This is a genomic window from Burkholderia sp. HAN2018 (assembly GCF_024704855.1).
Classification (GTDB): domain Bacteria; phylum Pseudomonadota; class Gammaproteobacteria; order Burkholderiales; family Burkholderiaceae; genus Burkholderia; species Burkholderia cepacia.
On record NZ_QOBB01000059.1, the window covers coordinates 13,383 to 35,711 of the forward strand.

15 protein-coding genes are annotated in these 22,329 nt (G+C 56.5%); 8 read left to right on the top strand and 7 right to left on the bottom strand.

What is annotated here, in order from left to right; translation table 11 throughout:
- Position 1 precedes the first annotated feature (1 nt).
- Complete coding sequence (locus tag DPV74_RS17210) at positions 2-3,754, top strand: SNF2-related protein (protein ID WP_119337626.1); 3,753 nt, start codon at positions 2-4, stop codon at positions 3,752-3,754.
- Positions 3,755-3,879: 125 nt separating this feature from the next.
- On the opposite strand, the gene DPV74_RS17215 is transcribed toward DPV74_RS17210, so the two are convergent.
- The 7 genes from DPV74_RS17215 to DPV74_RS17240 form a co-directional block, all read right to left on the bottom strand.
- Complete coding sequence (locus DPV74_RS17215) at positions 3,880-6,006, bottom strand: DUF4357 domain-containing protein (protein WP_119337632.1); 2,127 nt, start codon at positions 6,004-6,006, stop codon at positions 3,880-3,882.
- Between the two features lie 974 nt (positions 6,007-6,980).
- The gene (locus tag DPV74_RS41960; RefSeq protein WP_229656583.1) at positions 6,981-7,196 is read right to left on the bottom strand and encodes a BPSL0761 family protein; all 216 of its coding nucleotides are present in this window, start codon (positions 7,194-7,196) and stop codon (positions 6,981-6,983) included.
- Positions 7,168-7,503 carry a hypothetical protein gene (locus DPV74_RS17220; RefSeq protein ID WP_059915285.1) on the bottom strand — a complete coding sequence of 112 codons (336 nt, stop codon included), beginning with the start codon at positions 7,501-7,503 and terminating at the stop codon, positions 7,168-7,170. Before DPV74_RS17220 ends, DPV74_RS41960 begins: the two co-directional genes overlap by 29 nt.
- 140 nt (positions 7,504-7,643) lie before the next feature.
- Positions 7,644-9,491 carry a TniQ family protein gene (locus tag DPV74_RS17225; protein WP_119337627.1) on the bottom strand — a complete coding sequence of 616 codons (1,848 nt, stop codon included), beginning with the start codon at positions 9,489-9,491 and terminating at the stop codon, positions 7,644-7,646.
- The gene (locus DPV74_RS17230; protein WP_230947424.1) at positions 9,488-10,474 is read right to left on the bottom strand and encodes a TniB family NTP-binding protein; all 987 of its coding nucleotides are present in this window, start codon (positions 10,472-10,474) and stop codon (positions 9,488-9,490) included. The genes DPV74_RS17225 and DPV74_RS17230 overlap by 4 nt, the downstream gene beginning before the upstream one ends.
- Positions 10,471-12,501, bottom strand: a complete 2,031-nt coding sequence (locus DPV74_RS17235; protein ID WP_119337628.1) for a DDE-type integrase/transposase/recombinase — start codon at positions 12,499-12,501, stop codon at positions 10,471-10,473. Before DPV74_RS17235 ends, DPV74_RS17230 begins: the two co-directional genes overlap by 4 nt.
- Positions 12,498-13,268, bottom strand: a complete 771-nt coding sequence (locus DPV74_RS17240; RefSeq protein ID WP_059915281.1) for a hypothetical protein — start codon at positions 13,266-13,268, stop codon at positions 12,498-12,500. Before DPV74_RS17240 ends, DPV74_RS17235 begins: the two co-directional genes overlap by 4 nt.
- A 245-nt stretch (positions 13,269-13,513) precedes the next feature.
- Here DPV74_RS17240 and DPV74_RS17245 point away from each other — a divergent pair, with 245 nt between their 5' ends.
- The 7 genes from DPV74_RS17245 to DPV74_RS17275 form a co-directional block, all read left to right on the top strand.
- The gene (locus DPV74_RS17245; protein WP_059915280.1) at positions 13,514-13,801 is read left to right on the top strand and encodes a DUF6471 domain-containing protein; all 288 of its coding nucleotides are present in this window, start codon (positions 13,514-13,516) and stop codon (positions 13,799-13,801) included.
- Positions 13,802-14,136: 335 nt separating this feature from the next.
- On the top strand, positions 14,137-14,295 hold the full coding sequence (locus DPV74_RS17250; RefSeq protein ID WP_308355543.1) for an N-6 DNA methylase: 159 nt from the start codon (positions 14,137-14,139) through the stop codon (positions 14,293-14,295).
- Between the two features lie 112 nt (positions 14,296-14,407).
- On the top strand, positions 14,408-16,468 hold the full coding sequence (locus DPV74_RS17255; RefSeq protein ID WP_081069344.1) for a class I SAM-dependent DNA methyltransferase: 2,061 nt from the start codon (positions 14,408-14,410) through the stop codon (positions 16,466-16,468).
- On the top strand, positions 16,465-17,748 hold the full coding sequence (locus DPV74_RS17260) for a restriction endonuclease subunit S (RefSeq protein ID WP_162923064.1): 1,284 nt from the start codon (positions 16,465-16,467) through the stop codon (positions 17,746-17,748). The genes DPV74_RS17255 and DPV74_RS17260 overlap by 4 nt, the downstream gene beginning before the upstream one ends.
- The gene (locus DPV74_RS17265) at positions 17,745-20,984 is read left to right on the top strand and encodes a type I restriction endonuclease subunit R (RefSeq protein WP_119337630.1); all 3,240 of its coding nucleotides are present in this window, start codon (positions 17,745-17,747) and stop codon (positions 20,982-20,984) included. The genes DPV74_RS17260 and DPV74_RS17265 overlap by 4 nt, the downstream gene beginning before the upstream one ends.
- 126 nt (positions 20,985-21,110) lie before the next feature.
- The gene (locus DPV74_RS17270) at positions 21,111-22,223 is read left to right on the top strand and encodes a hypothetical protein (protein ID WP_162923065.1); all 1,113 of its coding nucleotides are present in this window, start codon (positions 21,111-21,113) and stop codon (positions 22,221-22,223) included.
- A gap of 24 nt (positions 22,224-22,247) precedes the next feature.
- Positions 22,248-22,329 (top strand): transposase (locus DPV74_RS17275; protein ID WP_162923066.1); only part of this gene is annotated, 82 nt, incomplete at its 3' end.

A 22,329-nucleotide genomic window follows, 5' to 3' on the forward strand; every position in this document is an offset into this window, starting at 1 on the left:
CGTGTTCAAGTTATTCAAGCAAGCAAAAGCGCGAGACGTCATCACCTGGAAGCGGCACTGGTCGGATAAGGGCATCGTTCTAACTCGGCGAACTCAAAGCCCGGGAGCGACGGTCGACGGAGACCTCGTTGGCGGCTACCTCACACAACTGACCGATGATGGCCTCGTCAGCCCGGTCGAGGACGAGTTCTTGTTGGATTGGCAGTCTTTGTACGACATCCTTGAACAACCGGACTACGGGCAGCTGCGCGATGTTCTCCGAATACCGCCTTTCACGGAATTCCGTCAGCATCTGCGAAGCAACCATTCGTTGACCGACCACGAGTTCTCTATTGCGATAGATGGATGGCGCATCGACGGCGGCCGTGAATTTCGAGGCACTATCACAGGGCCCGTGATGTTAGAAGGCGCCGTAGAGATGCTGATGCGTCCCGCGCAATGGAAGCTTTTTAATGCGGTCATTGCATTCTCGCGCCGTGGCGACGAGGACCACTCTGATTTAGCCAACCGGCAAGGGTGGGGGCGGATTCGCAAGCTCGCAGTCGATGCCGAAGCAAGACTTGATGATTTTCTCTACCGCTCGGTAGTCTTGAGTCCGGAAAAGCTCAATATAGGTCTGCGGCGCTCGGTGGCAGTTGTAGACGACCACGTAGTCGAAATCGAGCCGAGCTTCGACGGAGCACCTGATGACTGGCTCGACACGTTCGACAGAGCACGAGAAGTTCGCGACCGGTACGACATTACAACGCAGGATGGAATCGTCCAGGTTCTGGTCACACCGAAGGTAAAGACTGTGCTGCGGGAAATCCGGCGATTGCCCGGACGGCGGGTGGCAGGTTCTCGGGCCCAGGCCTTTTTGCTCAACCCCTTCGCGGCTCTCGGTGCAGACGCGATTGACGTCATCGAAGAATCACAATTCGAACGCGCTCGTGAGGACGCCGGCCTCGACTACGAACGCTTCGTACCGATGTTCGAGCGAAATGCTGCGGGCTATCCAGTACGTGTCGGCCTGCTTATCGAATCTGCGGTGGCGAGCGGACCGACCTCCTCGAAGACGCATTGGCTCGACGACGACGAACTTTCCGCGTTCATCTTGGCTCTCTCCAGGTCGCTGACGCAGGGCCATCAACTGCTTGCCTGGCAGGGCTATGACCTTGCTCTGCAGGGAGATTCGGAGCAGCAACTCAAGGAATTGTCGGCTGCACTGGCACAGCGTCGCATTCCTCCGACGCTGGTCTCCTACGCTCAGGTCCACGACCTGGCTGGCTACTCTGCGCGCATCGAATCGATTGGTGTGGAGAAGCCCTACCATTCGCCGTATATCGCGAAGAAGGACGAGGGCGAAGGTTGGTTTCCTGACAACATTCTGCCTGTCATTGTTTATCAGTCGAAGGACGGTGGCGAGCCGGTGGCCGTGCCGACCAACAAGCTTGCTATTGAGAAGCTGAAGAATGATGTACAGGTCGCTGACGCGAAGGGCATGGTGCAGCTCGACGTCCCTTGGCTCAAGGACCCCATTTCGCTGGCTGACGCGAAAGAAATCATCTCGACGTTCGAGAGCGTCTTTTCAGATTTGGAGTCGGGTAAGCAGTTTGACCCAGAAAACGCGCGCAAACGACCCAGCGAAAGCGTGACCAAAAAGCAGCTAGTTCTGCGAGCAAACATTCAGGCACTCGAGTACGAAGAGTTGCGTCGTGAAGCACTACAGGCCGTGCCCGCTCGTCCGAAGCTTCCGAAAAGCATTCGCCCGGAGTTCTCATTGTTGTCGCATCAACAAGCGGGGCTCGCGTGGATGCAGCATCTCTTCAGCTTGCAAACGGATTACCAGGTTCGGGGCGCCATCCTTGCCGACGACATGGGGCTGGGTAAGACCTTCCAATTGCTGGCGCTTATGGCGTGGTTGCTGGAGAGGGACCCCACCATGAATCCAATGCTCGTAGTCGCGCCGGTCTCACTGCTGGAAAACTGGGCAGAGGAAGCTAACAAGTTCTTTCAGCCTGGAGCATTGCCCCTATTGACTGCATACGGCGACAGTCTTGCCGAGTTTCGCGTACCCCGTAGCCAGATAGACCAGCGCTTACAGACCGAGGATGGCCTGGTCAAGTTTTTGAAGCCCAACTGGATTGGCGACGCCAAGGTGGTTTTGACGACATACGAGACATTGCGAGACTTGGAGTTTTCGTTTGCGGCGCAAAAGTGGTCTCTGATGGTGTGCGACGAGGCGCAGCGCATCAAGAACCCAGCCGCAATGGTGACCCGGGCCGCCAAGAAGCAGAATGTCGCGTTCAGGATTGCATGCACCGGGACGCCGGTGGAGAACTCCTTGGCCGATATGTGGTGTCTCTTCGACTATGTGCAGCCGGGCTTGCTCGGTGCCTTGAACGACTTTGGTGAACGGTACCGGAAGCCGATTGAGGCGAAGACTAATGAAGAAAAAGCTCGTGTCGAAGAGTTGCGCGCTCGCATCTCGCCGCAGATTCTCCGGCGGCTGAAGACTGAGGTCGATACGGGACTACCTCCGAAAATCGTTGTCGAAGATTGCCGGCGGCTCTCAATTTCTGGCGTTCAGCGGAACCTTTACGCGAAGGCGGTGGATGGCTTCAAACGGCGCCAGGAGCCCAACCATACGACGCCGTTCAAGAATCACCTCGGGTTGCTACACTACCTAAGGCTGGTATGTACTGACCCACGAGTGCACGGTCTAAGCGTGTTCAAGCCGGAACCATTGGGCGACTATCGTGCGAAATCCCCGAAGCTCAATTGGCTACTTGGGCAGCTCTCCGAAATCAGAGCGAAGGGCGAGAAGGCAATCGTCTTTTGCGAGTTCCGGGAGATTCAGCGACTCCTGCAGCATTACATCGAAGCCGAATTCGGGTATCGTCCTGACATCATTAACGGTGATACAAGTGCGTCCTCGAGTCACGTCGCCAGTCGGCAAAAGAGAATCAAGGCCTTTCAAGACACGCCGGGCTTCGGTGTCCTTGTTCTTTCGCCGGTCGCCGTCGGATTCGGCGTAAACATCCAGGCGGCGAACCACGTTATCCATTACTCGCGCACATGGAATCCGGCCAAAGAAGACCAGGCCACCGACCGTGCGTACCGCATCAATCAGACGAAGCCTGTGTACGTGTATTACCCAACTGTTTGGGCTGACGACTTTATGACTTTCGACGTCAAGCTCGACCAGTTGCTAGCTCATAAGAGAGGGTTGTCAGAGGACATGCTCAACGGCGCCGGAGACGTGGCGCCGTCCGACTTTAACCTCACGGACGTGGTGCCGCACTCGCAGAGTGACGGCCTGGATGAACGCATCACGCTGGATATGGCACAGCGCATGGGGTGGCAACACTTCGAGTGCCTTGTAGGCGCACTTTGGAGCAAGCGTGGGTATAACTGCTACCGGACACCGGGTACGAATGACAACGGCGTCGACATTGTGGCCATTGACGGAAATCGAGGTCAGCTTATTCAGGCCAAGTCCAGCGGAATTGACGGAACAAAACTCGGATGGGACGCAGTGAAGGAGGTCGTGGCTGGCGAAGCGTTCTACCGACGTAGGCACCCCAATGTGTCGTTCGAAAAAGTCTGTGTCACAAATCAGTTCTTCAATGCGCAGGCGAAGGAAAACGCGCATTTGAACTCTGTCGAGTTGGTTGACCAGAAGCATCTCGGCGACCTGCTTCAAGCGCATGAAACAACCATGCTCGAGGTCGAGCGGATGCTCTTTGTCGAATGGCAATCGGCGGACGTTTGATGTCGGCACCCACCTGTCGCGCCAGTCCGTTGTTTAGGCCAGTGCGACAGGCAGGTACCGGTGTGCTGCGAGCTTGCTAAGCAGTGTGGCCGGTAGGTTCAGAGGACCGAACTTCGCCTCAGAAATTACTGGTCATCTCCTTCGGTCTCGCTCGGCGATTTGTCGGCCGGCAAATTGTCCTGCCATGCGGCATAGGTAATCGTTGTTCCTTTGAGGCGCCACGAATTCCGCCCGTTGTCCGTTCTGCCCAAGACGGTAGCGGATGCGGCGCTGGGACTGATGAAGTTCACATCCTGCGTGAACACCAGATGGGAGCGGTCCGCCGACAGCTGTAGAGAACCAAACGTCCGCAAACTTTCTCTCAACTGCTGGTATGAATGTGGTTGCCCTGTCCATTCCAATCGCGCTTGCGACTGCGCGAGAATGGTGAACGTGCTGCTACTTTTCCGCGCCACTGCGGCGAGGCCATGCTTGGCGCTTTCCAACTCGAAGTAGATGCCATCACTGTCCGATGACAGCTCGCCAAGCAATTCCTTAGCAATTTCCGATTTGCTCTTGCGCTCCTCCAGACGCCAGTGCGTCTCGAACACTTGCATCATCGAAGCCTGCTGCGCTTGCATGATGTCCACGGTCCACTCCGAATGCTGCAGCACTTGAGTGGTAAGAGCGAAGCCGGAAACACCGCCTTTGGTGAAATAGGAATTCTTCTTCCAGGAAAACTCTCGGTTGCTCGCGGAGCTATTCTTCTTGCGGCTCAGTAGCACGAGGTTGCCAAGCCGATGGACCCAGCTTTGATAGATTTTCGCATCGGGAACCCACGTCGCCCATTGGCTATTCGGCGCGGGCTGTTGGGGCATCACATGTTCGACCGAGACAACCTCATGTTCGTACACCGCGGAGCCATCGGACAAAAGACGGTCCAGGCGTAAGAGCAACAGCGCTACGGCACGTGCAGAGTGCGTGTCATACAGCGGGCCGTTCAGCACCGAATAGGTGTCGTATTGCTCACTCGGGGAAAGTTGCAACGGTGATGCCTCGGCGAACAGATTTTGGCCATTTTCGATGGCGCCCGTTAACGCCGAGAAGCGTTCGATACGACCATTGACCCCAATTTTTCGCGCGAGCATCGAATACGCAAGGCGTTCGAGGTCGCGGAAGAAAGTCAGCATCAAGTCCGGATGCTCGGAATGCCGAACGTAAAAGGCCAAGGCCGGTGGCAACCAGTCCTTGAATTCCAGCTTGTTAAGCCAACGCAGATGCTCGTTCACCAACTCCGCATGCATTGTGCTGGCGTAATCGGCATCGGTGAGAGCAGCGAAAGCTCTCGCCATCGGTAGAAGAACAGAGTCGACAAGCTTCTGCGATTCGGCTGCCTGTGTAACATGCTCCTTGAATTCCTTCAGCAATGTCCCCTGCGGCTTGGCTTTGCGGTACACCATGCGGATATGGCTGAATAGGTCGCCGAACTCGTCGCGCCCCAAGTCCTCCTCAGCGTCTTCCCACTTTTTCGTGTACATCTCTCGCAGAACGGGTTCAATTCCCCCGATGATTTCTGCTTTCAAGATATCCGTGGCACTCAAATCGAGACCGCGGCTATTAAGGACACCAAAAATACGATACGCAGAATCAAGGTCCGGTGTTGCCACGGTAACGAGGTAGCAACGCGTGATTATGAACTGGACCAGTCTCTTGAGCTCGACCTCCTGCAACTTCGACAGGCCGCTCATGAAGACCTTGGCATTGGACCGCAAGCGCTCCTGCGCGCTGGTAGGCAGCGTCGAGTTTAGCTCAATGAGTTTGGCGAGGCCGTCCTCGTGTTGGATGTACTGACGGAAAAAATCTCTGTCTCGCTCGCGCAACGACAGCCGGTAGCTCGCTTCGGTGGCCGAGACGACATCGCCGTGCTCGTAGATACGTTTCGTGATGCCTACCTGCACCGCGCGGTCGCGGATTGTGGCTCTGATGGCTGAAAGAAGCAGCGTCAGCGTGGTCAAGCGCTGCTGGCCATCCACAACGGTCGCATCTGGTGAAGTTTCGCTCTTTATGAGGACGATGCTGCCAAGAAAGTACGGCACACAATCCCCGAGCTGTTCTGGGGAGACTTCGAGCGCACTCAGCAAGTCATCAAGGAGTTCCTGCGCTTGGTCGTTTCCCCAAGAATAGGGACGCTGATAGCCTGGAATCGTAAACACATATTCATCGCTGAAAATCTTCTGCAGCGTTTGTTCTTTTGCTGTGAGCGTGTGCGGCACGTGAAATCCCCGGCAATCAATCTGAAGCATCTTGAGACCGTCAATATACTGGCTTTCCTGGCTCCGCAGCTAGCGCGATGGTGAGCTCCCCTCTTTCTCCACGGATGGCACATGAGCATTGGCCGTTTCAGCTCAGACGCGTGTCGCCGAACAACACCACATACGGTTCTAGCGATGGGGAATCCGACCTCACGAGACACGCTATGGACCGAGTCATCGGGAACCAGTGTTTGAGCAGCCGGTCGCAACTCGTCGCGAACAGTACGCTATCAGCTTATGCTGAACGATTGAATAATAGAATGAGAGAATTGGCACTCGTTGTAGTGCCTTCACGCCCTATACCGCTATGCAGTGCGTTCGTGCTGCCCGCCGAGTCATCGAGCCGCCGGGCAGGAGTGCCGCCCAACCCGTCTGGTTGGCTTCGGCCGTACAATGCAATGCCGCTTGCGTGAACGGGGGAATCCACCGGCAGCGCGCAGGGGAAAGCCGAGACTGTGGGGATAGCGTCTGAGATATCGGCAACGGGATGGCGAAGCTAGCGTCCCGGAGGGCGCGTATAGGCTGGCGGGCGAGGCGGCTCCATACCGGTGACAATGTGGGTGGAGAGGTCGAGTGGAAGGTTCTCCCGGGCATCGGTGCCGTAGGGAGGGCTGGGCTCAGCCTCACCACCCAGCGACTCAGACCCACGGATATGCTCAAGGCTGAGCCGCTTTGAGATTGTCGCAATCGTTGTGAAACGAGCGGCAGCCGCTATCTTCTGCGTTGTCGATACGACGCTGGTAGACCGCAAACGACTACCTTCATCGTCTATCCGCAGGTAGCGCCCCACGGCCGATGATTTTGACCCATAGCCTGTCAAGTACAGATGCCTTTCAGTGGCAGCACGGTTCTACCGGTCAAACCATCAAATTATGGAGCGCGTCCTGCAATGCACTGGCTGTCTGCCTACACCGCCATCCGCCCTCGTCCGGACTTCATCGTTGCTGAGGTGCGGTCCAGAGTCCGGGCAATGCTGCTGCTGAAACCCCTAGGTCGATATCGAGCGGGTAGTGACGAAGCAACCGTACCGCGAATGCTTGAATTTCCCTACGGCTAGCGACGCCGTCGGAAGAGGCGAGCAACTTCAGGAACTCGCGCGTTTCAATGACGGCTTTCGTACGTTCATATGGGGTCGTCATCATCAGCTCCATCAAGAAGGCGTTCAGTGACGTCGGTGTATGACGTCACCTCGTTCAGTTCGCACCATCTTTTCCAGATGTACTCGCCGTCGAGTGACCAGCCTTTCTTGCCGACCAGTTCGTATATGCGTCCCGATTGAGTCACCCCCTGCAAGGTGACCCGGTCGAACGTCACAATCTGAGAGCTGACTCGTCCCGACGAGTCCAGCATGTCTACGCCAACAAAATGTCGGCTCGCGTTCTGCGTTTCGAATATGCACCATCGAGATAACTGAATCGTGGGCAATTCGGACGTTGGCCGTGGTTTCCAGATGGGCATCGCAGTCTCCTGGTGGTGGGAAGTCACATCCTTCTGCTCAGTTACTTGGTCCGGGCTGCACTACGTGAGAGTCGAACCACGTCCAGAACGGCGCATCCGTCGCCGGTTGATGCACACTGTCGGTTCGACGTATCGCTTTCTCATAGCGCCAACGATGCAGGAACAAACAGGTCGTGCCCGGCTCTTGCGCCGATAACGGCCAACCGGCCGAGGTCGGCGATACGAATCAGCGCGCCCCGCATTGCGCCATCAGGAAGCCGTTTCGCGCCGACCAGTTCGACGCGGGGCAGCAGGCGCGACAACGCTGACGACGTCGTGCCCATGGCACGCGCCAGGTCTGCGAGCGGGACGTAGGCCTGCCTGAACGCCAGCAACTGGTGCGGTAGTACGACGTGGCAAGGTTGGCCGCGTCGTTGAATCGAAACGGACGCCAGTAACCCTTCGTCTACCCAGTGCTGAATGGACTCCCATTTCCAGCCGGTCGCTTTCGCGAGCTGCTGAATCGACATGCCGGCCTCGAGCAGCGGCGTGCCGAAATACCGCGAAACGTCTGCTATCAAGAAGGACATTTCGCCCAGTGTCGGAGCGTGCTTGATGGCTTTCACGTTGCCGTTTGCAATGGCCTGCATCAGCGACTCGATGGCCCGCTGGTCACCCATACGTCGGCTGGTCATCTCTGCCCACGTGAGCATCGAATCATCGGCAATGGCAGCAGGTTCGACCTGCTGGTCGACACGCTCATACAAATCCCGTATGGATTGGCGCTCGACCGGGCCACCCTTCATCAGGTCTTCGCGCCAGCGGCCGTCTGACCGGATGATGCCGGCTGATTTCATGCGTTCGAGCACGGCGGGTGGAACGCCTGTCTGTTTGCAGGCTTCACTATCGGAAATCCATTCGCCGCGTTGCTGCTGGATGCGCTCAACCTCGGCGCACGGGATTTCGAACAATTGGCCGCGTGTGCCGGTGCGCCGTGTACGGTGCTCGCACTCACCGGCGAGAATGGAGTCATGCAGGCGTGAAACGCTGATGCCAATGGCCTTCGCGGCATCCGGCGCACGCATGTATCCAGTCGCATCCTCGGCTATTGCCTTGGCCGAATCCAGGCCTAAGACGCAATCGGAATGCTGGGCCGCGACATCGATGATGATTTGCAACAGGGGCTCGAGCATCGTGCCCTGGCAAACCTTGCGCAAATTGACGTACCAGTCGCCCAGCAATGTGTTCAGCGTGCGGGCATCCTTGCGGCCGGCGGCGATGCGCTGCTCGACGTGATGCCGGAAACCAGTTGGCCAGTCGGCTAGCAAGGATTCGAGCGGCGAGAGATATTCGACCGCTTCCGTGACGAATTTCGGTAATGCCGCGCTGCGCGGCAACCCAGGGTGCGTCGGGGCCGCATGTTGACAGAGTGTGCGGATGACCTTCACCAGCACGTCGATGTCCGCACCACGCAGAGCCGGCTTCACGCTGCCAGACTGTTGCCCGTTGCTCGCAATCAGCGTCGACAGCCACTGCTGTGCCGCGGTCGCCGGCACGAGCGGCAAGCTGCTGAGGTCATGACCGCACGAGCACAATCCAATGTAGAGCCGCTCCGGTGAAAGGCGCTTGCCGCAAGCGTTGCACTGGTCGACCAGCAAGGTTCTATGTTGCGGACATGCTGTGACATAGGCGTGTTCCCAGTGGTGCCGTAGGTAAGGAGATTCAGCCAGACACGCGGGACACACAGCGTCAGATTGCGCACGGTGCAGACGTCCCCAATCCATGCAGTGGTGTTCTTGATGTCTGGTGAATTCGGTCCATGCCGGCTCCAGGCCGAGGTTACGGGCTACGTCGTCCGTACGTGTAAGCAAGGCGCGGCGATTGCGCTCGACTCCCGCCGAGCTTGCGAGGTCGCGCCAATTGAAAAGCGCATTGTCTGCGGCAAGGCGTCGGTAGTAGCCCATCCCCGACTCGTCGTCCCGGGGAGCGTAGGTTAGAACGAGGCTCATTGTTTGTCTCCTGATTTTTTCCGAACTGGTATGGACGCTGCGTTACTGGTCAGGACTTGAACGTATGCCTGTTTCAACGCAGCTGGCTCCACGCCTGCGTCATCGATGCCAGAATCCTGGAATGCCCGTCTGTGCGGTGACCCTGCGTGACTGACATCTTCAAGCGCCTTTTGGCAGTCGACGTATGTAATGGCGCGCGGTGCCTCGTGTGCCATCAAGCTCGCCAGCTCACGCATGAAGTCAGCGAGGACCCCAACCAGGCCGCCGGTGAGCAAATAGCTTTGCTGCGTCAACACGCGGGCGGGCACATCAATGGGATAGCCAGCCGCTGCGAACAGGCGCGCGTAATTCATGACACATGAGATGTAGGCAGCCATTTGGTCAGCAATGCTCGCGTCGTACGGTAGAAAATTGCGAGCAGGGCAAGCGCGGCGACGCAGCTGCTCGTTTGCTAAAAAAAGTTTCTCGAGCCGCGGAATGCCGAAGAGAATCAGCGTCATGCCGAGCGTGTCTGTTAGGGTCTTGAGCCAATCGCTAGCGGCGCGCGGAGGCACCCTAGACCCTTCATCAACGAGGTGCGATATCTCATCAAAAATCACGATACGTGTGCCGGCCAGGCGAAGCTGCGTCACCATCAAGTCGAACATCGCACCCGCTGTCATGCTGCCAGGAACCAGGATGCCCAACGCACGCAGCACACTTCGAGGAAGTAGTTTGGCCGTTGCGGATTGGGGCACCTCGACAACCAGCACGGGCACGTGGCGCCGTCCATCGATACGAGTTTCAGGGTAGTCACGAGACAGATTGGCGATGAGCGAAGACTTGCCCACACCGCTCGGGCCAGGGACACGGACAACTTTTGGTGCAAAGCCGTTAAGCGCGTCGTCGATTCGTCGTTTGAGCGCAGTGAGATGCTCCACGAACATAGGATGAGGAAGTTCGCAGGCCTCAATGTCCCTGCGCAGTTGTTGGGCTGGCGTCACAGCAGTTTTTCTCCGGTGTTTCTGTTCACGATGTCCATCACGGGTGCGTCTTCGTACGAGATGGCATCAAACTGAAGGTCTTCCGCCGGCAGCGACGGATTGGTCGAAGGTGATGGCCCGAACGGCGCTGCCGCAGATAGCGGTCGGCCGATGGCTCGCTGGACGGCTGTTCCTTCTTTGGCGCGCCGCACGGTTTCTTGATTTTCTTCGCGCTTACCGCGGCTTCTTCGCTTTTTGGCTGTCCCGTTTTGGGTGACGGCCTCGTCCATGTCGCGCTGGAATTGCACCTTTTCGTCCGGAACTGTCCAGTCATCCATGCCCGCATCGAATCGGGCTTTGGCCTCCGAAAAAGTCCATGCCGGGGTGTCCGGGCGAACGTGTTCGTGCGTCAGCGTGACGAGCGGAAGGTCATCTCCCTCGTACACGTACGCCTGGCGGAAATCGTCCGGGTTGTAGACTATGTGGAGCTGCGCACGGTCGCCGTACCTGGCTAACAAATACGACATGGCTTCACCGCGGTACCTGAATCCATGTTCAAGCGTGATTCCCGTCTTGGCGCTCAAGACGCACTTCTTGTGTTCGAAGAGTGCCGCCATCCATTCACGACGCGGCGGCGGCATGGTGATGGGATGGCCCATTTCTTCGGTCTGGTAAGTCAGGCGCTCATGGGGCGTCTTTCCCTTGACCGAGTCGACCAGCAGTTCGTCCCAACGCAGCCGGTCGAGTGGGCTGTTGACCCAATCCTCATAGAGCCACCTGACAATCCACTTCTCGAGTGCTTCGACGCTCATCAACTCGTCGCCCAGCGCCTCTGGGTCACGCATGCCGTCCTTTCCTTCGAAGCGCGTGCAGCCGGGGAGAAGCTGTAATGCCTCCTTGAGCGCTCTGTTCAGGCGCTCGATGAATGGCTTGCCTTGAGCCTCCTTCGCCTTGCAGTGTTTGACGTCCATCCCCAGTCGCTCAAGGCCGACAATTCGTCCGCCTTTGGTTTCCGGGCCGTTATCAAAAATGACTTGTGCGGGCGTGCCATAAATATTCAGCGCATGAGCGATGCCAAATTCCTGGAAGCGGGCCGCCTTGGCAGGCGTCAGGTACATTTCGAGGCATAACAGCGAATCCATCTCGCGCGGCGAACCAATGACGAGGTGCCATCCCACCGGATATCCAGTGCAGACATCAATTGCGAGCACCAGATAAGTGGTTCGGGCAATGCCATGGGGGGTGCGCACAACGAATGGCAGATGGAGGGCATCCTGCTCAATGCGGGCGAACGGGAACGCTGCCCGTATACGCTTCTTCGCGAACGACTTGCCGGCGACCCGATTGAGCGGGTCCATCCGGTCGTATTGAGCATCGACGGTCAAGCCGCGAATTGCGGCGCACACGAACTTGCGGCTGATGGCGTGCTTAGCCACATGCAGGCCTCGACGACGACCCTCACGATTGACGTATCTTGTCACGTCGAGAACCGTCCACTTGGAATCGGTGACCAGGAATTCGTTCTGGATGACCTCTTCGACGAATTCGATAAGGTCCTTCGAATACCTCGCCGTCGCATTGCCCTTGTTCTTGTCCCCCTTGAGGACCGGAAGGCCGAGCAGTTGATTGCAGTGAGCTCGGTACAAGGTTGCGCGCGAAGGAAACGAACGAACGGGCTTGTCACCGTTTTCCATCAGATAAGCTTCGCGGGCCAGCGGAATCGCTGCGTTAAACGACAAGCCGCGTTGGTCACGGATGGCATCAATACGCCGCAGTGTGTCGTTCAGCAGGCAGACCTTGCCGTGCAATTCCGGATTGTCGTACTGGGCGGCAATGCTGACGCGTGGCATTCCCTTTCGATGCAGGACCAGCCTGCCTTCCGAAATCTGTGCGCGGATGTCATCGTATTTGACGTAGAGGGCTTCACTTTTCTCGACATCGAATAGCTGGATGGCGCCCGCGTGGAGGCGACCGTCTATCACCTCGAAGTAGCTGTCCGCTTTCCCGGGGAGCGCCAACTTGTCTCCGGCACGCAGGTCGGACATCATGACCGCAGCTCCTCAATCAAATAGAGGTGGCTCAGGTCACCATATGCGGCCGACAGTTCGAGCGTCGCGCAGATGTGGTGATGCGCGAGGTCTGCTTGCAGTACACCGACAGCGAGCAATGACGGAATCAGGCCCGTCGGAATCTCGAGGTCGGCGCACAGTGCACGCTGCAGCGCCGGACCGGATTCGCAATAGCGTTCGACCCGGTCAATGATGTCCGCCGTCAGGTGTTCGTGGGCCCGAGCTATCGCCGGCTTCAACAGTTGGGCGTTGACAACGGCCGGGTGCCACTCATCCGCGGGCACGACCACCGTGGAGAGCGGATAGCAGTACGCCTCCATGATTTCCCGGGCCCGCTCGACCTTGGCCCAGTACCGCTCATCGCCCTCGAAGCCCTGCAGTTTGACCTCGTATGCACGCTGCAGGCCGTCGGCCTGAACAGTGGCGAAGTCAGGCGTGTACTCGACCTCCCCGGCGCGACCGCTGCGCATCTTGCGTGCTTCGGATAGTTCCTCACGCGTAAACAGCAACCGTTCACCGACTAGGTCGACGGTGAACGGTTGCTGTCTGAAAGAGCGCACGCGCGGGTCAATGCACAGCATGTGCGCTACCAGACGTTCCGCGTCGGATTCGACGGTGATGTGGCCGTCGGCCTTCTCGGCATAGGTGCCGATGCGGGCCTTGCCATACGTACGAGCCGTAAGTCGGACGCCGGCGTTCGCAGCACTCCGGCGACTACGGACGCCATAGGACGGTGCGCTTCTCATTTCGCACCTCCGGCTGGCGCGTGCAATCGGCTGCTGGCCTGACTATTCGTCCGGGATACCGCAGTGGGCCGTCGGGTCGGTGAGTTGGTTTGTAAGTATTTTGTCAGCATGCTGTCCTCGCAAAAATGGCTTGCTAAGGACGTGTAGCCCTGCCGGTTTCGCATCGGTCGTATACGACCGAAAATTGCCGTGAGAAACTTCAAGTCCCAGAAAAACAGAGGCGCGAGCAACGTCGAGAGGGAACGATGGAAGAACTGCCGCACAACCGTGACCGGGCGCCGGGCCAGCCCTACGAGCAGTGGGAAGAAGAGGCGAAGGGGCTTATAGAAGAGGGGATGGACCGGTGCGAAATCGGCTACAAGCAGCTTTCGCGGATGCTCGAGGAGCTGGGAATCGAGGAATCGCCCGACCAGATAAACCGCAAGGTGAATCGTAAGCGGTTCTCGGCGGCATTCCTGCTCGCCTGCTTGCGCGCCATGGGTGTGGAGACCATTTCGCTCAAAAAGGAACCGAGTATTGTGAAGGCGAAGTAGACGATAGGCCGCCCACTTCGACAGACTCGTCCATAGCCAGACCTGTTCCATCGCCGGCTCCCGCGTCGTACCCTCTCATAAATAGGGCTCGGCCGCGTAAGCGGGTCGTAAAGCGTCGTCGGGTCATGCTTCAAACAGCGCGTCGGCGTTGCACCGACGCTCATCTACGCTAGTCAACGTGGCGGGAATGTTCAAGCTGGACTTGCGACGACGACACTTTTTTGCCAAGTTGTAGCACTCCACGCGATTTTCGCTATCCGTCGCGGTGCCGCAGGTAAAATTCAGCCCAAGGTTGTGCGTGCAGCTTTGCTCAAGGAGCGATAGCTCATCAAACAATTTCCGAGGCCTGCGAGAAGGGGCGCGAGTTCTACACCCCCAAGAGCGTTGTGCAGCTAGTCGTCGAGGGACTCGACCCACAACCAGGCACTAGCGTGTACGACACCGCCTGCGGCAGCGGCGGCATGGTGGCGGAACCCGGAGCGTTACCTCAATGAGCTTCTTGCGGCGAACCGGTGGATGCTTGAGCGTGATGAATGTTTCCTAGGAAAGTCGCACAGCATTAAATTCACATCCTCTGAAGATAATTGATTAGAAAACCGTTATTCGATGTCTAAAGAACAGAAAATCAAGAGCCAGGAGCCGATTAACGGCAATGGCGAAAATTACTCCGACACCACACTTTCCGCGTTCATCTGGAAAAACGCGGACGACCTGTGGGGCAATTTCAAGCACACTGACTTCGGAAAAATAATTCTGCCGTTCACGCTGCTTCGTCGTTTGGAATGCGTTCTCGAACCGACGCGTCAAAAAGTGCGCGATGCGGCGGAAAAATTCAAGAACAAGAATATCCAGCTTGACCTGATTCTTCGCCAAACGGCAGGTTTGCCGTTCTATAACACCAGCCAATATTCATTAGGCACGCTCGGCGCAACGCGTACCAAGAGTAACCTGGAAGCCTACATCGCAGGCTTTTCCGACAATGCCCGCGTGGTCTTCGAGCAGTTCAATTTCTCTGACACGATTGCGCGCCTCGCTCGTGCTGATGTGCTGTTCAAGATTTGCCAAAACTTTGCGGCCACCGAATTGCACCCGAACGTCGTGCCCGACCGGGTGATGAGCAACATCTATGAGCACCTGATTCGTCGCTTCGGTGCCGAAGTGAACGAAGCCGCTGAAGACTTCATGACGCCGCGCGATGTCGTTCACCTGGCGACCACGTTGCTGCTCGACCCGGACGACGCGCTGTTCAAGAACAATCCCGGTTTGATTCGTACCCTGTACGACCCAACCTGTGGCACCGGCGGCTTTCTCACCGATGCGATGAACTTCGTGGAAGGCTATCGCGACCGCAATAAAGTACCGCCAGTGCTGATTCCATACGGCCAGGAATTGGAACCGGAAACCCACGCCGTCGCGTTGGCGAACATGCTGCTGCGCCGCTTGGAATCTGAGCCTGCACGCGACCTCTCTCTGAACATTAAGGGACCGGCTAGCACCTTATCCAAAGATGCCTACCCGGGGCAAAAATTCCATTACTGCCTATCCAATCCTCCCTTTGGCAAAAAGTGGGAACAAGACCAGGCATTCGTAGTGCGCGAGTATGGAGAGAAAGGCTTCTCCGGTCGCTTCGGAGCGGGGCTGCCCAGCGTTGGCGATGGCTCGATGTTGTTCATTCAGCACCTGATAGACAAGCTCGAAGACCCGGCCAAGGGCGGTGGGCGCGCTGGCATCATTCTTTCCGGCAGTCCTTTGTTTACTGGCAATGCGGGGCAAGGTCCAACTGAAATCCGTCGCTGGCTTCTGGAACAGGATTACATCGAAGCCATCATTGCCCTACCTACCGACATCTTCTTCCGTACCGGTATCGGCACCTATCTGTGGCTGCTGACGAACAAAAAGCCGAAAAAACGCAAAGGCAAAGTACAGTTGATTGACGCCACCGCCATCCATTCGCCGATGCGCAAAAGCGAGGGCAACAAGCGTCGCCGCATTAGTGACGAGCAAATCCACGACATCGCCCGCCTGTATGCCGATTTCGAGCCGGCGGAAAACGTGCGCGTCGTCGATTACCGCGATTTCGGTTATCGCCGCATCAAGGTGCAGCGCCCGCTGCGCTTGGTCATTCGCATCACCCTCGAAGCCATTGAGGTGTTCAAAGCAAGCAAGCCTTTCGCCAAGCTTGAGGACAAGGAACAAACCGCGTGGCTTAAGTGCCTCGCCAAACAGGACGATACCGCACATTCCTACGAGTGGCTGGACACGCTCGTGGAATCGGCGAAGAACGCTGGCGTCGATAAGGTTGGCAAACCGCTGTTCGCAGCGCTGGAAACCGCCTTCGGTGTACGTGATGTGAACGCATTACCTGTTTTGGATGAAGACGGCAACCCAAGGCCGGACAAAGAACTGGAAGATTTCGAGAACGTGCCGTTGCAAACACCCGTGGCCGATTACATGAAGGCAGAAGTGCTGCCGCATGTATCGGATGCGTGGGTAGATGGAAGTTATCGGGACGAGCGCGACGGCGGCATCGGCAAAGTAGGCTACGAAATCAACTTCAACCGTTATTTCTATAGGTACGAGCCGCCGCGCGACCTGCACGAGATTGACACGGAGCTAAAGGCGGTGGAGAAGGAGATTGCGGCGCTGCTAGATGAGGTGGCGGAATGACGGCGCATAAGCCTCATGCGGCAATGAAGGATTCCGGAGTGGCGTGGTTGGGCAAAGTGCCTGCACATTGGGATGTGGTGCAGAGCCGCCGGCTTTTCAGCGAACGCAATCAATCCGCGTTTGCTGGAGAAACGCAACTGACGGTATCACAGAAATACGGCTTGCTTCCACAAGCGGAATTCATGGAACTTGAGGGCCGTCGGATTGTTCAGGTACAAAAAGGCCACGACATCTTGAAGCACGTTGACGCCGGGGACTTCGTCATCAGTATGCGTAGCTTTCAGGGCGGGTTGGAATACTCGACGCATACCGGCTCGGTAAGTTCGGCTTACGTTGCTTTGACCCCTATAAAATGGGTCGAACCTCGCTTCTTTCGCCATCTGTTCAAAAGCGACACCTACATCCAGGCATTGCAAAGCACATCCGACTTGGTACGCGATGGTCAGGCATTGCGCTTCGAGAATTTCTCGAAAGTTGCATTACCGGTGGTGCCGCGCAAGGAGCAGGTTGCCATCGCGGACCATCTCGACCGCGAAACCGCCCGCATTGACAAACTTATCGCTCGCAAGGCTCGCTTCATCGAACTGCTTTCCGAAAAACGCCAAGCACTCATTACTCATGCGGTGACCAAGGGTTTGAATCCGAACGCGAAGATGAAGGATTCTGGCGTGGAGTGGCTCGGGAAAATTCCCGCAGCATGGCAAGTCATCCCAATAAAGCGAGTCACATCACTTCGCCCAGAACGAATTACGGATGTTCCCAGTGAATGGACGTATGTGGGACTTGAGGACGTTGCTGCAGGCACAGGTCGTTATGAACCGACAGCTGGCTCTTCCAGGCTGGTTGAAGATTCAACTGTAGCAGTTTTTTCCAAAGGAAATGTACTCTATGGAAAATTGCGCCCATATCTTCGAAAATCTTTCGTCGCGGAATTTGACGGCGCTTGTTCGACTGAGTTTCTTGTATTTCAACCACAGGGAATTTTAGCAAAATGGCTAAATCATTGGCTTTTAACAATAGAAATCACACAACAAATTGAAGCGTCATGCCAAGGCGTGAAAATGCCACGTGCTGATTGGTCTGTGATTGGGGCGTTGCCAGTGGTAGTCCCTGATTGCTTGGAGCAGAAAAAAATAATCGAGTACATTGAGCGAAAAACATCGCGCATTGACACTCTTGTCACCAAAACTGTTCACTCCATTGAACTGCTGCGCGAACACCGCACCGCTCTTATCACCGCCGCTGTTACTGGAAAAATAGACCTGCGAGACAACGCATGACCGACACCGCCCACCGCGAAAAAGAGTTTCAAAACTACATCGTCCACAAGTTGACGGAACAGGGCTGGCTGGTGGGCACAAGCCAGCAATACGACCGAGAATACGCGCTCTACCCACAGGACGTGCAAGCGTGGCTGCAAGCGACGCAGCCTCAGAAATGGGAACGGCTGGCATCGGTCAATGGTGCGAAAACGCTAGACACGGTGATGGCGCGCCTTGCCGATGCGCTGGAGCAAAACGGCACGGTGCAAGTGCTGCGCAAGGGCTACAAGATTGCAGGCGGTGGCGAACTGACCGCCAGTGAACTGCACCCGGAAGATGCGCGCGACCCTTCAAGCTGGCAGCGCTATAAGACGAATATTTTGCGCGTGGTGCCGGAACTGGTTTACAACGCTGTCAACGATAGGAACCGCATCGACCTGGTATTCTTCGTCAATGGCATTGCCGTCGCCACAGTGGAAATCAAGACAGATTTCACCCAGGACATCAATGCAGCGGTAGAACAATACAAGAACGACCGCAAGCCCTTCGATAAGGCTACCGGCAGGCGTGAACCGCTGCTGACCTTCAAGCGCGGTGCCGTGGTGCATTTCGCCTTATCCGAAGCGGACATTCAAATGGCCACCAAGCTGGATGGCGAAAACACTTTCTTCTTGCCGTTCAATCAAGGCAATGCGGGCCATGCCGGAAACCCAGCACGCCAGGACGGCGAATATCCGGTGGCCTACTTTTGGGAAAAGATTTGTCAAAAGGATTCGTGGCTGCGCATCTTCCACAGCTTTGTCTATGTGGAAAAACGGCAGGTGGCAGACGCACAAGGCAACTGGTCAACGCGGGAGACGCTGATTTTCCCGCGCTTCCACCAATGGCGCGCAGTGAATCGGTTGATTGACGACGCTAAGGGCAAAGGTGCAGGGCAAGCCTATTTGTGTGAGCACAGCGCTGGTTCCGGAAAGACCAGCACGATTGCATGGACAGCGCACGATTTGGTCAAGCTGCGCCACGACGACGGCACGGCGATTTTCAATTCGGTCATTGTCGTCACTGACCGCACCGTGCTCGACCAGCAGTTGCAAGATGCCATTCAGCAGATTGACCACCAGCAGGACATGATTGCCGCGATAGACCGCAAGCTACTCGGCGGGCGTTCTAAGAGCGACGTGCTGGCCGAGGAGCTCGCGCGAGGCACGCCCATCATCGTCGTCACCATCCAGACCTTCCCATTTGCGATGCAGGAAATCCTGACCAACGCGAATCTCAAGGATAAAAACTTTGCCGTTGTCATCGACGAGGCGCATACCAGTCAGACCGGTACGGCAGCGAGCAAGTTGCAGGCGTCGCTGGCCTTGGATGCAGCTGCGATGGAAAATCTCACCGTGGAAGAGCTGCTAGAGAAAATCCAGTCTTCCCGCGTGCGCCCAAAAAACGTGTCGCACTTTGCTTTCACCGCTACGCCCAAGCACTCGACCATGATGTTGTTTGGCACTCGCCCCGACCCGTTGCGTCCGCCGCATAAGAACGACAACATGCCGACGTCATTTGACCGCTATCCGATGAGACAGGCGATTGAAGAAGGGTTCATTTTGGATGTGTTGGAAGGTTACACGCCGTACAAGACAGCATTCAACATCGCCAAGTCTGACTTGGATGAAAAGCGCGTGGACAGCAAAGCGGCTAGACGCGCGCTGGCGAAATGGATGAACCTGCACGCGACCAACGTGACGCAGAAGGTGGAATTCATCGTTGAGCATTTCGCGCACAACGTGGCGAAGCTATTGAACGGCTCAGCCAAAGCAATGGTGGTGACATCTTCGCGTGCCGCCGCTGTGCGATACAAAAAGGCCTTTGATGCCTACATCACCGCACATCCACAACACAAGCATTTGCAAGCCTTGGTGGCGTTCTCCGGCAAGCTGACCGGCAAAGACATCAGGCACGCAACCGACGAGAGTCTCACGAACGACACATTTGTGGCGACCGATGATGAGGTGTTCACCGAAACCTCGCTCAATGCCGGCGCCCCGAGTAGCGATTTGCGCCTTGTGTTTGACCGCCCGGAATACCGAGTGATGATTGTCGCGGACAAATTTCAGACCGGCTTCGACCAGCCCAAGCTGTGCGCGATGTATCTGGATAAGAAAATTGCTAACGACGTGGAAATAGTGCAAACGCTGTCGCGCTTAAACCGCACAGCAGCAGGCAAAGATACGACCTATGTGATTGATTTCGTCAACGAACCGAACGCGATTCTGACCGCGTTCGCCAAGTACGACGCTGGCGCGCAGATTACAGAGGTACAAGACCTGAACGTGGTGTACAAGCGCCAAGCTGAATTAGACAAAGCGGGCATCTATACTACCATGCACCTCGAGGCGTTCAAGGCTGCGCGCTTCAAGACGGCAAAGGATTTGCAGGACCCTGACACGCGTAGTCAGCAACACAGGCAGTTGTACGCGGTTACGCAGATTCCGACCGACATCTTCAACGGCAAGGTCAAGAACCTGCGCGAATCCATCGCAGTTTGTGAAGCAACTTTCACACATGCGAAAAAGAACGGGTACGAAGATGCGGCGAAACAAGCCGATGCACAGCGCAACAAACTTGACCAAGAGCTGAAGGTATTGCTGGACTTCAAAGGTGGGCTGATGCGTTTCAGCCAGCTTTATGGATACGTTGCGCAACTGATTGATTTGGGCGACCCCGAACTTGAGAACTTTGCCGCCTTCGCCAAGTTGCTGGCGAAGCGCTTAGATGGCGTACCGCCGGAACAGGTGGATGTTTCCGGCCTGGTGCTGACGGGTTATGACATCAAAGAGCAGGAAACGCCGGACGAAACAGAAGATGCGGACTTGATTCTTCAACCAATTGGAGCAGGTGGTGGAGGAAAGGCCACGCCGCCGGACTACTTGAGCGAAATCATCGGAAAACTGAATAAATTGTTTGGTGAGGCTACGCCGTTAGCAGACCAAGCTGCGTTGGTCAATCAAGTGATTGAAATCGTCGGTGAAGACAGGACGACGATGGCGCAAATCCAGCAGAACTCGAAAGAAGATGTCTTGCGTGGCAACCTGCCCGGCGCCGTAGAAGGTGCGGTTGCGCGCGCATTGACTTCACATCAATCATTGGCTGAACTCCTTCTGCAACAAGACCGTCAAACCATGCGGCCTTTCATTGAGCTGATTTACCAATTGGTGAAAGAAGGAAAACGCATTGATTTAGGCGACACAGGGATATAACAAAGTCCCGGCGCATTTGAAATTGAAAAGAGAGCTTTGCGTATGCCTAAGGCGTGGGATACATTTGGACGGTATACTGCGTCGCGGCAAAAGAAGCAGTAAAATTACAAGAACCTAGGATAGAAAATGGCAACCACGCCGAAACAACAAATCGAGCGCCTTGTCGGAGACCTGCGACAGATTACAAAATGGGGGCGAATGTCCGAGTATGCATCGGGTAAAGGCCTGCCTATTACTCGCACGTGGACGCCATTCCTCGCGGCAATCTTCGAGCGGTACAACGCCGATGAGGATTTGCTGAAGGTCATCGCGAAACTCGAAACCTTTTATATGCAGCAAATTCTGGCAGCCGACCGGATGGTGACGTTCTTCTATCCCCACGAGCTGCACGGCAAGGCGCTGTACGATGCAGCCGTCGTTGCACAGCCGCCGCCGTCCGCCGCACAAGGACACTTTCCTGCGCTTGTACCAGAGAAGGACGTCAAAACTGATGTCCCGGGCTTGCCGACGTTCGTTGGTCAAGTGGTCTCGGTCGACAAACGCGTGGCACTTTTCTATTTGTCGGGCCGGTATGTGGAGGAGAGGGATAAGTACAAGCGCGATGAAGTGGCCGCCGCCGTGCGCGACGCGTTCGAAGACTATGATGAGTTCATCGCCATCAAGTTGCGCTTCAGGCAGTGCATGGACAGCGTCATCGTTCATCCCGACGGCAGCGTGCAGATGAGACTAGACCTCCCATCGCTCACCAACGTCGACTATGCAGAGCATTGCGCCAAAACTCTGATGGAAAAGTTCCATGCTGATTTTCCGGGGCCGGGCGGCGCTCCGCTCCTCGGCGACCGAAGAAACCTGTTCAAGGCCATCGGCAGCATCTATCGGAAGGCTGGGGTAGGCCGCGTCAGCGAATTGGGGTTCGAGACCCCGACCGATTCCGTCAAAGTCGAGAAGATGCGTAACAAGACGTCGGATTTGCGCGAGGAGCTGTACCATAAGGCTGGTAAAGTCGGCTTGAAGAACCTCGCGGAGATAGTACCCTATCGTCTGTCAGTTCGCTTCAACCCGTCGTTAGGCAAACATCCCGTTGAACTGTCGCTGCCCGGCTCGTTCAGAGAGTTGGCCAAACCCTCCCAACGGCTGGAGGTCGCCTCGGTAAGTGGGTGCCTCAGCGAGCAAGACTTCGAGAAAGCTGTGCAGACTCTCTGGACCGGCCAGCCTTTCGTAGACATCTTCGAGCCATAATTTATGGCAACCGAGGAGGTCAGGATGAGCGGCAAGCGGTACACGGATGAGTTCAAGATCGAGGCAGTCAAACAGGTAACCGAACGGGGTCATTCGGTGGCGGATG